Below are 13,778 nucleotides of genomic sequence, written 5' to 3'. Positions count from 1 at the left end.
CACGTCGGCGACCCGGGCGTTCTCGCCGTGGTGCCCCTGGCGCCGGCACCGCTCGTCGGCCTGAAACTTTCAGTTTGTTTCCGGGTGAACGCCGCGAAACCTGCCAGCAAGAGGGGCATGGGCCGCCGCTTGTCCGGGGCGGAGAGCGGGCCGCGCCTTGACGGCACCTGGCCGCCTCGGATTTGCTCCGTCGCACCACCACCATGACGGAGGACAGGCAGGTGAGTGATGTTACGGGGTAGATCCATCTTCGCCGCTGTCGCGGTCACGGCGCTTCTCGTGACGGCCACCGGTGGTGCGGCGCTGAGCAGCAGCGCGACCACGTCACGCGGAGCGAGCGTCGCCGCACCGACGCAGGGCTGTGGAAAGACTCCGACGCTCAGAAGCGGCACGCAGTCGATGCAGAGCGGTGGCCGGACTCGCTCCTTCATCTTGAGAATTCCCGACAACTACCGCAACGACAATCCCTACCAGTTGATCTTCGGGTTCCACTGGAGAGGGGGCACCGCCAACGACGTCGACTCGGGCGGGACCAGCGGATTCACCTGGTCTTACTACGGGCTCAGGCAACTGGCGAACAACACCGCGATCTTCGTCGCCCCCCAGGGCCTGAACAACGGCTGGGCCAATTCCGGCGGCGAAGACCTGACCTTCGTCGACGACCTGATCAGGCTGATCGAAGCAGACCTGTGTGTCGACACCACGCAGCGGTTCGCCGGAGGTTTCAGCTACGGCGGCGGCATGAGCTACGCCCTGGCCTGCGCCCGGGCGACGGTCTTCCGCGCGGTCGCCGTCTACTCCGGCGCGCAGCTCAGCGGCTGCGCCGGCGGCACCCAGCCCATCGCCTACCTCGGGCTGCACGGTCTCAGGGACGACGTGCTCAACATCTCGCTGGGCCGGTCCCTGCGCGACACGTTCGCCAGGAACAACGGTTGCACTTCCCAGAACCCTCCCGAGCCGGCACAGGGCAGCCTGAGTCACATCGTCACCGCCTACTCGGGATGCCGAGCCGGGTACCCGGTCGTATGGGCGGCGTTCGACGGGGGTCATACCCCCGGCCCCGTGGACGGGTCCACCGCCGACGACGGCGCACGGACCTGGACCAAGGCAGTGGTGTGGAACTTCTTCAACCAGTTCCAGGGGGGCACGAACGACACCACACCACCCACCGCCCCTGCCGGGCTGACGGCCTCCGGCACCACCGCCGGCGGCACCAACCTGTCCTGGACCGCCTCCACCGACGACGTCGGGGTGAGCGGCTATGACATCCTGCGCGCACCCGGAGCCACCGGCGGCACCTTCGCCCAGGCCGGCACCTCGGCCACGACCTCGTTCAGCGACACGGGCCTGACACCGAGCACCACCTACCGTTACCAGGTCCGCGCGCGGGACGCCGCCGGCAACCTCTCGCCGGTGTCCGACACCGTCCAGGTCACCACCAGCGGCGGCGGCACCACCGGAGCCTGCACAGCCACGCCGACCGTGCAGACCCAGTGGGGTACCGGGTACGTGATCCAGCCGCTGACGGTCACCAACACCAGTACCTCGACGATCAACGGTTGGACGGTCACCTTCACGCTCCCGGCCGGGCACACGCTGACCGGCTCGTGGAACGCCACCGTCACCACCAGCGGGCAGACCGTCACGGCCAGGAGCATGAGCTTCAACGGCACGCTGGCCCCCGGAGCCGGCACCACCAGCCTCGGCTTCCAGGCCGGCCGTCCCGGCGGCGACACGGCCCTGCCGTCCGGATACGCCTGCACCAGCCCGTGAACGACATCCAGACGATTTCCGATATGGGAAAGGCCCTCACCATCTCTGCTCCGGAGTCAGGACGTGCCGGGTCCGGTCCCCGAGCCAGGCCGCTTCGAGGATCGCGGTCAGGCTGGCGGTGTCGGTCGGGCCCGGATGGTTCTGGATCAGGCGGGTGACACCTCCGGCCATCTCCGCGAAGCGCGGGAGGTCGGCGCGTGCCACGCCGATGTCCGCCAAGGTAGGAGGGATGCCGATGCCGGCGAGGAGCCCGTCGAGCCAGGTGAGGAACGTCTCCGCGGCCTCGGCCTCCGAGGCGCCGGTCACGTCGAGCCCGCACACCCCGGCCAGGATGGCCAGCCGGTCACCGATGGCGTCCCTGGCCGCGTCCAGCGCGTAGGGCAGCAGCAGCCCGACGCCCAGGCCGTGCGGTGTGTGGGTGGCTGCGCCGATGGGGTACTGGAGGGCGTGCGGAGCCGCGTTGCCCGCGTGGGCGAAGGCGAGCCCGGCCAGCATGGACCCGTAGGACATGTCCGCGCGCGCGTCCTTGTCGCCTCCGTCCCTGACGACCTGGGGCAGGCTGCGGGCGATCCGCTCCGCGGCCAGGAGCGCGTAGTGATCGGTGATCGGGTTGCGGCCGAGGAAGACCTGCTCCACCGGATCGCGCGGTCCGTGGGGCCGGGGCCGCGCGGTGTAGCTCTCCACCGCGTGGCAGAACGCGTCGATGCCGGAGTGGGCGGTGACGGTCGCCGGGCAAGTGTAGGTGAGCTCGGGGTCGACGATGGCGAAGTCGGGCACGATGTGGACGCTGGAGACCCCCACCTTCAGCTCGCGGTCCGGGTCGGTCAGCACCGAGACGGGCGTGAGCTCGGAGCCGGTGCCCGACGTCGTCGGGATCGCGACGAGAGGAATCGTCGGCCCCGGCACCTTCGACTCGCCGTAGAAGTCGCGCGGCGTCCCACCGTGGCATCGGATGACGCCGACGATCTTGGCGAGGTCGATCACCGTGCCGCCTCCGATGGCGAGGATGACGTCGGCGTCCACCTCTGCGGCGGCCGAGACGGCCAGGGCGACGTCGGTGAGCGGCACGTCCGGAGTCGCGTCGGCGAACACCTCGACGGCTTCGACCTTCTCCCGTACGGCGGCCACGATCTCGGCCACGCCCGGCTGCCCCAGAAGAACCCGGTCGGTCACGATGAGGACGCGCGAGCCGCACTCGGCCACCACGCGTGGAATGTTCTGCGCGACCCCTTCGCCCACGATCAGCTGGCGTGGTCCGCGGACGGTCTCAAGCATGTCGGTGCCTCTCTGGAACGTCGGCGGTGATGTGCTGGACCCCCGGGTTCCGGCGGATCCGTGCCGGTCACGGCAGGTCGATCGCCGCGTAGGTGACGTCGAGGTACTCGAGGATGCCCTCGTGCGACCCCTCCTTGCCGATCCCGGACTGATTCACGCCTCCGAACGGAGCCGACGGGTCCGAGATCAGGCCACGGTTGACGCCGACCATCCCCGTCTCCAGCCCCTCGGCGAACAGGAGCGCCCGCCGGAGGTCACGGGTGAAGACGTATCCGGCCAGGCCGTGCTCGGTGTCGTTGGCCTGCGCCATCACCTCGTCGTCGGACGTGAACGAGATGATCGGCGCCACCGGGCCGAAGATCTCCGTCCGCAGCATCCGGGCGTCTTCGGGCACGTCGACGAGGACCGTGGGCGGGTAGAAGTGGCCCGGCCCGTCCGGACGCTCGCCGCCCACCAGGACACGGGCGCCGCGATCGACCGCGTCGGCGACGAGCTCGTCGAGCTTGGTGACCGCCGCCTCGTCGATCAACGCCCCGACGTCCACGCCGTCGTCGAGACCGTGACCCACCGAGAGCGCGCCCATCCGCTCGGTGAAGCGCGCCGTGAACTCCTCGCGCACCGGCTCCTCGACGTAGATCCGGTTGGCCGCGATGCAGGACTCCCCGATGTTGCGCATCTTGGCCACCATGGCGCCGTCGAGCGCGACGTCCAGGTCCGCGTCGGCACACACGATCAGGGCCGCGTTGCCGCCCAGTTCCATGGAGGTGCGCAGCACGTTGTCCGCCGCCTGTCGCAGCAGCAGCCGCCCGACCTCGGTCGACCCGGTGAACGACAGCTTGCGGATCCGGCGGTCGGCCAGCAGCGCTGAGACCACCTCGCCGGCCCGCTCGGTGGTCACGACGTTGACGACCCCCGGGGGAACGCCGGCCTCCTCCATGATGCGGGCCAGGAACAGCATGGTGAGTGGCGTCTGGGCGGCCGGCTTGGTGATCGTCGTGCAGCCCGCCGCCAGCGCGGGAGCGATCTTGCGGGCACCCATGGCCAGCGGAAAGTTCCAGGGCGTCACGAAGACGCACGGTCCGACCGGCTTCGGTACGGTGAGGATGCGATATCCGCCGGCGGGAGCCGTGTTGTAGCGTCCCTCGACACGCACCGCCTCCTCGGCGAACCAGCGGAAGAACTCGGCGCCGTAGGCCACCTCTCCCCTGGCCTCGGCGAGCGGCTTGCCCATCTCAAGCGTGATCAGCCGGGCGACCTCCTCGGATCGCCCGATCAGTGCCCGGTACGTCGCGGTCAGCAACTCCGACCGTTGTCGCGGCGGGGTCGCCGCCCACTCCGCCATCGCCGCGCTCGCCGCGTCCAGGGCGGCGAGCCCGTCCGCGACGCCGGCGTCCGCCACCTCGGCGATGGTCTTGCCGGTGGCCGGGTCCTCGACGGCGAAGGTGGCTCCGCCGGCGGCGTCGCGCCAGGCGTCGCCGATCCGCAGCCGCCGGTGCTCGGGGGCCAGGACGTTCATCGGGTCACTCATCGCGCCGCCTCCTGTGCAGTTCTCGATGCGCCACCGATCACCTTCCGGCTTCGGACAGCGCCAGCCCGGTGCCCGCATCGAACAGGTGCGCACGGTCCAGGTCGACCGTGACGAGCAGCCGCTCGCCCGGCGTACCGGTGACGGTGGTCCGTGCCTTGACCTTGAGGATCTCCGTCCCCACCCGGACGTCGACCACCGTCCGGTCACCGAGCGGCTCAAGGCCGTAGAGCTCACCCGGCAACGACGCGTCCCCCCGCCGCTCGACGGACAGGTCCTCCGCGCGCACGCCCAGCAGCAGCGGGCGACCGTCCTCGGCCGTGGTCCAGCGGGGCCGCGGCAGCGTCCAGCCTTCCGCCCCGACCAGACGATCTCCCTCGGCGTGGCAGGCGAGCAGGCTGATCGGCGGGCTCCCAACGAATCCCGCGACCCACTGGTTGGCCGGACGCTCGTACACTTCGGCCGGCGTTCCGGTCTGCTGCACCTTTCCCTCCTTGAGCACCGCGACCTGGTCGGCCATGGACAGGGCCTCAACCTGGTCGTTGGTGACGTAGACGAAGGTCGCTCCGAGGCTGCGGTGGATGCGGGTGAGCTCGGTGCGCATCTCGACCCGGAGCTTGAGATCGAGGTTCGTCAGCGGCTCGTCCATGAGGAACGCGCGTGGGTGACGTACCAGCGCCCGGGCCAGGGCGACCCGCTGCATCTCGCCGCCCGACAACTGCGCCGGACGACGCTGCAGCAGCCGTTCGATGTGCAGCAGGCTCGAGATCCGCTCGACGGCGGCGGCGATCTCGCTCGCGGAACAGCGGCGTGCCCGCAGCGGCGAAGCGATGTTCTCGTACGCCGTGTGCCGCGGGTAGAGGGCGTAGTTCTGGAAGACCATGGCCAGGTCGCGTGCGGCCGGGGCGTCACCGGTCGCGTCCCTCCCGTCCAGATGCACCGACCCGGCGTCGAGCTTGTCCAGGCCGGCGATCGCGCGCAGGGTCGTCGTCTTGCCCGCCCCGGAGGGTCCGAGCACGACAAAGAACGATCCGTCCGGAACGTCCAGCGTCACCCCGTCCAGGGCCTGGACCTTGCCGAAGGACTTGCGCAGCCCGCGCACCGCCACGGTTCCCATCAGGCCACCAGCTCTTCCGTGTGCACGTCGTAGACCGCCGGAGTCCCGCCGGTGTGCCGCAGCCCGACCGGTGCGTCAGCGGCGAAACGGACGGTCGGCGGCATCCGCACCCGTACGTCCCTCTGTCCGCCGTGGTCGACCACGTAGATGATCTCGTCGCCGAGCCACTCCGCCGAGACCACGCGGGCCGGGACCGAACGTTCCGCCTGTGGTTCGGTGACTTCCAGCGCCTCCGGCCGGACGCCCGCGACCAGGCGACGGTCGCGCGGCAGGCCCGGCGGTGGCGTGAGGACCAGTCCGCCCTGACCGCGCAGCTTCCCGTCGGCCACCTCCACCTCGATCAGGTTCATCGGCGGAGAGCCGATGAACGCGGCGCAGAAGAGACTCGCCGGACGGTCGTAGACCTCCAGCGGCGTGCCGATCTGCTCGACGCGGCCCTTGTTGAGTATGGCGATCCTGTGGCCGAGCGACATGGCCTCGACCTGGTCGTGGGTGACGTAGACCATCGTCGTCCCCAGTTCCCCCTGCAGGTGCTTGATCTCCGTGCGCATGTCCGCTCTCAGCTCCGCGTCCAGATTGGTGAGCGGTTCGTCCATGAGGAACGCGCGCGGCCGTCGCACCAGCGCGCGGGCGAGCGCGACGCGCTGCTGCTCCCCGCCGGACAGCCGGCGCGGCCGCCGGTCCAAGAGCGGACCGAGCCGCATCAGCCGGGCGGCCTCGTCGACCCGCTCGTGCACCTCCGCCTTGGGCAGTCCCTCGGCCCGCAGCGGGAAGGCCAGGTTGTCGCGGGTTCGCAGATGCGGGTAGAGCGCGTAGAACTGGAACACCATGGCGATGTCGCGCTCGGCCGGCGGCAGGTCGTTGACCAGCGTGTCGCCGATGCGGATGTCGCCTGTCGTCTGCCGCTCCAGGCCGGCTACGGCCCGCAGTGTGGTCGTCTTGCCGCAACCCGAAGGGCCGAGCATCACGAACAGCTCACCGTCGCGGATGGACAGGTCCACGTGATCGACCGCGACCGTCCCGTCCGGGTAGCGCTTGTGCAGGGCGCTCACCTCGATGCCGGCCATCAGCGTCGCACCGCCCCGAGCGTCACACCGGCGACGAGGTGCTTGCGCACCAGATAGGCGAAGACGAGCACCGGCAGGGCGAACACCACAGAGGCGGCGGCCACCAGACCCCAGTCCACGGTGGTTCCGCCGATGAGGCCGGCGATGGCGGGCGGGGCCGTCCGCACGCTGTCGCTGGAGGTGAGGAAGATGGCGAACACGAACTCGTTCCACGAGAAGATGAGCGCGAAGACCGCCGTCGCGGCGATGCCGGGCAGCAGCAGGGGCAAGGTGTATCGCCAGAACGCCTGCAAGCGGGTGTAGCCGTCGAGCATGGCGGCGTCCTCGTACTCCGCGGGCACCTCGTCGACGAACCCCTTCATCATCCAGATCGTGAACGGGACGTTGAACGCGGCGTAGATGAGGATCAGGCCGAGCTTGCTGTCGATGAGCCCGACCTGGCGGTACATGAGGAAGATCGGGATCACGACCACCACGGGCGGCATGAAGCGGGTGGACAGGATGAAGAACAGCTGGTCCTTCTTGGCCTTCATCGCGAAGCGCGAGTAGGCCCAGGCCGCCGGCACCCCCAGCACGGTGGCCAGCGCCGTGGAGGCCCCGGCGACCACGACGGAGTTGAGAAACGCGACGGACAGGGTCGAACGACCGCTGCCGGAGGCGACGAACACGTCCTTGTAATGGTCCATGGTGACCTTGAAGTCGAAGAACTTGGCCGGGATGGCGTAGACGTCCCGGTTCTCCTTGATGGACGTCTCGATCATCCACAGCACCGGAAAGAGCATCACGGCGGCCAGCACGGTCAGCAGCGCGACCTCCAGCGCGGAGCGGCCCCGGCCGCCGAAGCGGCGCGTGGGGGACCTCCGATCCCGGGCGGGCCGTGTGGACACGGCCTCGTCGACGGAGACGGCCATCAATCCTCCTTGAGCTTGTTCAGGTAGCGCAGGTAGAGCTGCGTGAGGATGATGACGACGAGGATCATCAGGATCCCGTACGCCGAGGCGGTCCCGGTGTTGAAGCCCAGGAACGCGACCTTGTAGACGTGGAACGACAACGTCTCGGTGGAGACCCCCGGACCTCCGCTGGTGAGGATGTAGACCAGGTCGAACAGCCGGAAGGCCTCGATGGCCCTGAACAGCACGGCGATGAGGAGCAGTGGCCACACCAGGGGAAGCGTGATGGTGCGGAACCGGAACCACTCGGACGCCCGATCGATCGAGGCGGCCTCGTACAGGTACCGGGGAACCGCGGTGAGGCCCGCGAGTGCGATGAGCATGATGAACGGCGTCCACTGCCAGGTGTCGACCAGGATCAGGGAGATCAGTGCCGTTCGCTGCCCGGTGAGCCACTCCACCTGCCCCAGGCCGATCGAGCCGAGCATGCTGTTGACCACGCCGAACTGCGCGTCGAGCATGAACCTCCAGAACAGCCCCACCACGACCGGTGACAGCATCATCGGCACCAGGAACAGCGTGGTCAGCAGCCCTCGCCCGCGCGTGCGCCGTGAGATCAGGTAGGCGATGGCGAAACCGAGCACGGTCTGCAGGGTGACCGCGCCGACCACGTAGACCAACGTCGTCAAGGCCCTCAGGTGAACCTGCTCAGAAGCCAGGATGGCGGTGTAGTTCCCGAACCCGACGAACTGGGCCGGCCCCCCGCGGGTGGCCGAGTAGTCGGTGAAGGACAGGTACACCGCCCACAGCAACGGGAACACCGACATGGCGAGCAACAGCAGCAGCGCGGGCGAGGTGAAGGCCACGGCGAGCCCGCGGTCGCTCAGGCGGCGGGACCGGCCCGGTGCGGGCGGCGTCGCGGACGCCACCCGCCCGGGCTGGTCGGTCGTCAGGGGGGCGGAGTCACTCACAGTCCGCCGCCGCCCTTGCCTCCGGCGGCGTCGAGCACGCTCTGCTGCTCCTTGGCGATGTCGTCGAGCGCCTCCTTCGGTGTCTTCGCGCCGTTGAGAGCCGCGTTCACGTTGGTGTTCTCGATGTCGACGAGGCGCGCGTACTCGGGCACGTTCCACATGTCCCGCATCCGCGGCACCGAGTCGGTGTACACCTGGTTGAACGGCGCGGCGTCGAGGAACTCGGGCGACTCCAGGGCGTCCGTACGCGAGGGCACGCCACCGGCCGCGGCCCACTTCTTCTGGATGTCGGCCTGCTCGAACCACTTCATGAAGCTCAGGGCCTCGGCCTGGTTCGCCTCGGGGGAATAGGCCGACACGTGCATCCCCATGCCGCCGAGAGGCACCAGGTTCGTCTTCTGGCTCGGCAGGGTGGCGAAACCCAGCTTGCCGAGAATCTGCTCCCGTGTGGTGCCGAGCGTCGACTGCTTCGGGTCGAGCAGGCCGCCGCTCGCGGCGATCCAGTTGAACGCGATGCAGGCCTTGCCCTGGGCGACAGCCGCGTTCACCTCGTCGATGAACCAGTTGCCTGAGCCCTTGGCGGTCAGCGGCTTCATCTTGTTGACCAGGACGTCCATCGCCTCCTGGCCCGCGGCGTCGTTGAGGACGCCGTTGATCTTGCGCGTCTTCGGGTTCCAGAGGTTGCCGCCGTAGACGCCGTTGACCGTGTTGTAGGTGACGGCCGCGGCGTCGGAGCCGTTGGCCTGGTGGAAGGCCAGCCCGCTGACGCCGGGGTTGTCCGCCTGGCACTTCTCGGCGACCGAGATCATCTCGTCCCAGGTCTGCGGTGGCTTGTCGCCGATCAGGTCCTTGCGGTAGATCATCGTCCAGGTGTCGCCGAGCAGCGGCAGTCCGTACAGGCTGGCGTTCTCGTCGCGCTTGCCGGTCTCCGCCTGGGGGAACTGGCCGTAGGCCGCCAGGAGGTACGGGTTGTAGGCCTTGACGTCGATGTTCTTCTTGACGAAGTCGGTGATGTCGAGGATGTTGCCGTTCGTCACGGCCTCGCCGATGTGTTGCGAGTCCAGGATCGGGATGTCGAAGTCGGTCTTGTGCGCGGCGAACTGGGTGAACATCGCGTCGTGCCAGTTCGCGTTCGGCACGGTCTTGACCTTGATGGTCACGTTCGGCCGCAGCTTGGTGTACTCCGCGTTGGCGAAGGTTTCCAGCGCGTGGGCGGGGGGCCAGTCGAACCAGATGAAGCTGAGGGTCAGCGGATCCTTGGTGAGTTCCGGAATGGTCGCCGGCGCCTTGGGGGCGCTGTCGTTCTGGCCGCCGCAGGCCGCCATGGTCGTGGCCACCACCATGGCCGCCGTCGCCAGCCGCACTTTTCGCCCTGGAACGGACAGTCGTCCTCTTCGTCGGGGATACCGCATCTTCTCGCCTGCTTTCTGGGCGGGGACTTCTGGAGCCTTGCTGCGTGCTTCGCCGAGCGGTTACTGGGTTGTTCGGGCGTGTCACCGGCCGGCGCAGGGCTGACCCGCGGACCGGAGTCACGCATGCGCCGCGACGTGGTGGGGCTTCAAGCAGTCGGGAATTCGGTCCTTGTACGGTCCGGTGGCGAACCGAGCAGGACGTCGAGCATGCTCATGGAAGCTCCAACTGATCGAAGCGGAGCGATGGCGGACGGTTCCCCGATAGGTGAGGATGGCTGGCATCCGCCACCTTTCCTATACGATCCGGTGGGGAGCGTCAACATCCCGCAGTATGGCGACCGATGTCAACAGGTTCCCGGAGACGCAAGAAAGGACCTCACGTGACGATGGACGACGAAGCGGTGATCGCGCGGCGCCGTGAGGCCATGACGGACGGAACGCCGCCGCCGAGATCTCGCGGCCGGCTCGCCGACGAGGTGTACGACACGCTGCTCGGACAGATGATGTCGCTCCGGATCGAGCCCGGTTCCCGCGTCACGATCGATGTCCTGGCGCGGGAGCTGGGGGTCTCGCAGACGCCGATCCGAGACGCTCTGAACCGCATGGAGGCCGAGGGCCTGGTCGTGCGGGTGCCCCATGCCGGCTATCACATTCCCCCCCAGATCACCCGGCACCGCTTCGAGGACATGCTGGAGGTCCGCCTGCTCCTCGAACCGGCGGCGGCGCGCAGATCCGCCGAACGCGCGTCCTCGGACCAGGTGGCCGGCATGCGGCGGATGCTGGAGGACATGGTGGAGTTGGAGGGGGGCAAGGGCCCCATGGCCTATGGCGCCTTCGGGCTGCGCGACGCCGCTTTTCACGATCTCGTCGCCCTGAGCGCGGAGAACCAGGTCATCCGCGAAGCGCTCGCCCGCCTGCACACGCACGTGCACCTGTTCCGGCTGCACCGCGACGCCCAGGTCACCCACCTGGCCATGGCCGAGCACGAGGAGGTTCTGGCCGCGATCGCCGCGCGCGACCCCGACGCCGCCGCCTACGCCATGCGCCGGCACATCCTGCTGTCCGGCGAGCGGTTCCGGCGATTGTTCGACGAGGCCGAGGGCGCGAGCGGAATGGCGGCGGAGGCTTGACGAGCGGGCTGGGTCGAGAAATGCTAACTCAATCCGATCAGATCGGATTGGATCCACCTCACCCGCCCCAGATGCGAGGAGAAGCAGGTGCCCCGAGCGCTGCTCCTGACCGGCGACGCCGCCGAGGAGCTCGACACCATGTATCCCTACTATCGCGTGCAGGAGGGCGGCTGGGACGTCGACGTCTCGTCACGGACGATGCGTGACGTTCAGCTGGTCATCCACGAGTTCGACCCCGACTCCGACGCCTACGTGGAGAAGAACGGCCGGAAGCTGCCGGTGGACGTGCCCTGGGCCGAGGTCGACGTCGAGCGCTATGACGCCCTCATCATCCCCGGGGGACGCGCTCCCGAGTGGATCCGGGTCGACGCCGACGTCAGGCGCATCACCGAGCACTTCTTCGCGCGCAACCTCCCGATCGCGCTGGTGTGCCACGGCGCGCAGGTGCCGGCGGTGTACGGGCTGCTGAAAGGGCGGAAGACGGCGTGCTTCCCGCCGATCACCGGTGACATGGAGAACGCGGGCGCGACGGTCATCGACGCTCCCGACGTCGTGGACGGCAACCTCGTCTCCTGCCGGGGGTGGCCCGACATGCCGCAGTTCGGCAGGGCGATGATGGAGGTCTTCTCGAAGTCCGTCAACTCCGCATCGGCATGAGCACGCCCGGCCCGTCCCGGTGACGGCAGTTCGGACCGTCACCATCGGCGGCTCCCCCGTCCACGTCCTGGAGAGCGGCACCGGGCCCGCGGTGCTGATGCTGCACGGCTCCGGACCCGGTACGACCGGATCCGGCGCCTGGGCGACGACGGCCCAGGCGCTGAGCACGTCCTGGCACCTGGTGGCTCCTGACCAGGCGGGGTTCGGCCGTACCCCGATCCCGGCGGGCTCCAGAGGCGGGCTCCGGCTGTGGACGGAACAAGCCGCCGGCCTGATGGATGCTCTCGGTGCCGAGCACTACGCCGTGGTGGGCCACTCCATGGGCGGCGCCGTGGCACTGGCGCTGGCGGCCGCGCGCCCCCAGCAGGTCACCCGGGTCGTGGCGGTCTCGACGATGGGCGCCCCCGGGGCGCCGCTGTCCGCCGACCTCGACGCGATCTGGGCCGCCGCCCCCGGCCCGCTCGGGGCACGGGACATGCTGAGCCGCCTCGTCCTCGACCAGGCGCTCGTGACCGAGTCGGCCGTCGCCGCCCGCGCGGCCGCGATGCGCGCGGGGGCGGCCGCATACGCGTCGCTGTTCCCTCCACCCAGGGCACGCTGGGCCGACGACCTCACCCTCTCGGCACGGACGCTGGCGGGAATCCGCGCACCCGTGCTGCTCGTCCACGGCGCCGACGACCGCGTCACCCCGCTCGGGACGGCAGCCCTGCCCCTGCTCGAACACCTGGCCGACGTCCGCCTGCACGTCCTCGGCCGATGCGGGCACGTGCCATCGCTTGAGCACCCGCACGACTTCAGGCGACTCCTGTCGTGCTTCCTCGACCGGTGATATCGGCGGCAGTCGCAAGGCGCGACGCCATCCCGCGCGCGGCCCCCATCGGGGACCAGCCCTGAGGCCCATGCGGTCCTGAGTCGTTCCGGCGGAACGTTCAGCCCTCCTCGCAGCCGCGACTGCATCTCCCGACCAGGGTGGCGCTGCCATGAACGCGAGAGCGGCACGTACGCATGCCAGTTGGCTCGTCAGGGACAAGGGCTCGTTCTACCTCGCGATGGCCACCGGCTGGCTGCGCCTGATCGGAGTCGACTCCGGCCTGCTGCCGACCTCGGACTCCGGCCGGAGTCTCCCGTCCTGGTCGAGAGCTGTGCCGGCCCGCGGAACACCCTCCAGGTGACCAAGATCGAAGGGCGCGGCGGGCGCCGGCTCGCCGGCGGCCGAGCCTACGCCGCGGACGTGCTCATTTAACACGACCCTTTCGGTCCGGGGCGTCCCGGCGCTGACCTCCAGGCCCTCTACCGGTTGCTGGATCGCGGGGTCAAAGTGGTCTTCGTCGACTTTCCGCACGGAATGACCTCTGCCGTGGCTGCCGATCCGTTGCGGAACGCCTACCTGAGCGCGCTGTCGGCCGACGTGGAGACCGTGGTCGCGGCCGGCGCGGAGTGGTGACCAGTCTCAACTGGAGGGAGGCCGAGGAGCTCGTACGCCGGGCGCGGGATCGCAAATGGCAGATCGAGCTGCTCGCGGTGTCGGTGCCGTCCCGTCATCCGCTGAGCATGAGCACCTTGACCCATGCTGAACGCACCGAGCTGCTGCGCGTCATCGACGAGTCGGCGAGCGTTTTCAAGCGCCGGGTGTATTTCGAGAGACTGCGGCATTTCCTGATCTCGGGCCGAATCTCCATGATCCGGTCGTGCACGACAGGCCAGGAGGGCGTGTTCGTGAATTCCGACGGCGAGATCTGGGTCTGCGCCCATCGCGGGGACACGTCGTTGGGGAACATCAGGGACGTGTCACTGCCGGAGCTCCTGGCCGGCAAGGGCGCACTGCTCGCGCGCCGCCCGGCCGGACCGTGCGCGAGCACGGGATGCCTTTCGCTCACCTGATCGCGGGCTCGTCGAACGCGATCGGGCCTGAGGTCCCGTGGGCCCAGGAGCCTTGAAGGAAGCCATAAACTCACTCACCC

Annotated in this window: 13 protein-coding genes; 6 read left to right on the top strand and 7 right to left on the bottom strand. The window is 69.3% G+C overall.

The window, feature by feature from the left end; all coding sequences use genetic code 11:
• Positions 1 to 432 precede the first annotated feature (432 nt).
• On the top strand, positions 433 to 1,773 hold the full coding sequence (locus AB0C28_RS48305) for a cellulose binding domain-containing protein (RefSeq protein ID WP_357849220.1): 1,341 nt from the start codon (positions 433 to 435) through the stop codon (positions 1,771 to 1,773).
• A 36-nt stretch (positions 1,774 to 1,809) separates the two neighbouring features.
• Here AB0C28_RS48305 and AB0C28_RS48300 read toward each other — a convergent pair whose 3' ends face one another.
• From AB0C28_RS48300 to AB0C28_RS48270, 7 genes are all read right to left on the bottom strand, one after another.
• Positions 1,810 to 3,048, bottom strand: a complete 1,239-nt coding sequence (locus AB0C28_RS48300) for an iron-containing alcohol dehydrogenase (RefSeq protein WP_357849223.1) — start codon at positions 3,046 to 3,048, stop codon at positions 1,810 to 1,812.
• Positions 3,049 to 3,115: 67 nt separating this feature from the next.
• Positions 3,116 to 4,576: an NAD-dependent succinate-semialdehyde dehydrogenase gene (locus tag AB0C28_RS48295; protein ID WP_358083047.1), complete on the bottom strand. Its 1,461-nt coding sequence runs from the start codon at positions 4,574 to 4,576 to the stop codon at positions 3,116 to 3,118.
• 37 nt (positions 4,577 to 4,613) lie between these two features.
• Positions 4,614 to 5,690 carry an ABC transporter ATP-binding protein gene (locus AB0C28_RS48290; RefSeq protein ID WP_357849229.1) on the bottom strand — a complete coding sequence of 359 codons (1,077 nt, stop codon included), beginning with the start codon at positions 5,688 to 5,690 and terminating at the stop codon, positions 4,614 to 4,616.
• Positions 5,690 to 6,757 carry an ATP-binding cassette domain-containing protein gene (locus tag AB0C28_RS48285; RefSeq protein WP_357849232.1) on the bottom strand — a complete coding sequence of 356 codons (1,068 nt, stop codon included), beginning with the start codon at positions 6,755 to 6,757 and terminating at the stop codon, positions 5,690 to 5,692. Before AB0C28_RS48285 ends, AB0C28_RS48290 begins: the two co-directional genes overlap by 1 nt.
• The gene (locus tag AB0C28_RS48280; RefSeq protein WP_346109047.1) at positions 6,757 to 7,668 is read right to left on the bottom strand and encodes a carbohydrate ABC transporter permease; all 912 of its coding nucleotides are present in this window, start codon (positions 7,666 to 7,668) and stop codon (positions 6,757 to 6,759) included. The genes AB0C28_RS48285 and AB0C28_RS48280 overlap by 1 nt, the downstream gene beginning before the upstream one ends.
• Positions 7,668 to 8,618: a sugar ABC transporter permease gene (locus AB0C28_RS48275; RefSeq protein WP_346109045.1), complete on the bottom strand. Its 951-nt coding sequence runs from the start codon at positions 8,616 to 8,618 to the stop codon at positions 7,668 to 7,670. Before AB0C28_RS48275 ends, AB0C28_RS48280 begins: the two co-directional genes overlap by 1 nt.
• Positions 8,615 to 9,982, bottom strand: coding sequence for an extracellular solute-binding protein (locus AB0C28_RS48270; protein ID WP_358083045.1), 1,368 nt, complete (start codon positions 9,980 to 9,982; stop codon positions 8,615 to 8,617). The genes AB0C28_RS48275 and AB0C28_RS48270 overlap by 4 nt, the downstream gene beginning before the upstream one ends.
• A 434-nt stretch (positions 9,983 to 10,416) precedes the next feature.
• Here AB0C28_RS48270 and AB0C28_RS48265 point away from each other — a divergent pair, with 434 nt between their 5' ends.
• The 5 genes from AB0C28_RS48265 (at position 10,417) to AB0C28_RS48245 (ending at position 13,698) form a co-directional block, all read left to right on the top strand.
• Positions 10,417 to 11,160 (top strand): GntR family transcriptional regulator, encoded by a 744-nt coding sequence (locus AB0C28_RS48265; RefSeq protein WP_346109062.1) that lies wholly within the window; start codon positions 10,417 to 10,419, stop codon positions 11,158 to 11,160.
• 87 nt (positions 11,161 to 11,247) lie between these two features.
• Positions 11,248 to 11,817, top strand: coding sequence for a DJ-1/PfpI family protein (locus AB0C28_RS48260; protein WP_357849239.1), 570 nt, complete (start codon positions 11,248 to 11,250; stop codon positions 11,815 to 11,817).
• A 19-nt stretch (positions 11,818 to 11,836) separates the two neighbouring features.
• Positions 11,837 to 12,646 carry an alpha/beta hydrolase gene (locus AB0C28_RS48255; RefSeq protein ID WP_357849242.1) on the top strand — a complete coding sequence of 270 codons (810 nt, stop codon included), beginning with the start codon at positions 11,837 to 11,839 and terminating at the stop codon, positions 12,644 to 12,646.
• A 151-nt stretch (positions 12,647 to 12,797) separates the two neighbouring features.
• Positions 12,798 to 12,989 carry a hypothetical protein gene (locus tag AB0C28_RS48250; protein ID WP_357849246.1) on the top strand — a complete coding sequence of 64 codons (192 nt, stop codon included), beginning with the start codon at positions 12,798 to 12,800 and terminating at the stop codon, positions 12,987 to 12,989.
• 265 nt (positions 12,990 to 13,254) lie between these two features.
• Positions 13,255 to 13,698 carry an SPASM domain-containing protein gene (locus tag AB0C28_RS48245; protein WP_358083042.1) on the top strand — a complete coding sequence of 148 codons (444 nt, stop codon included), beginning with the start codon at positions 13,255 to 13,257 and terminating at the stop codon, positions 13,696 to 13,698.
• The last annotated feature ends 80 nt before the right edge of the window (positions 13,699 to 13,778 follow it).

The organism is Nonomuraea sp. NPDC048892, from assembly GCF_040649735.1.
GTDB lineage: Bacteria > Actinomycetota > Actinomycetes > Streptosporangiales > Streptosporangiaceae > Nonomuraea > Nonomuraea maheshkhaliensis.
This window is presented reverse-complemented; position numbering and strand designations above follow the sequence as displayed.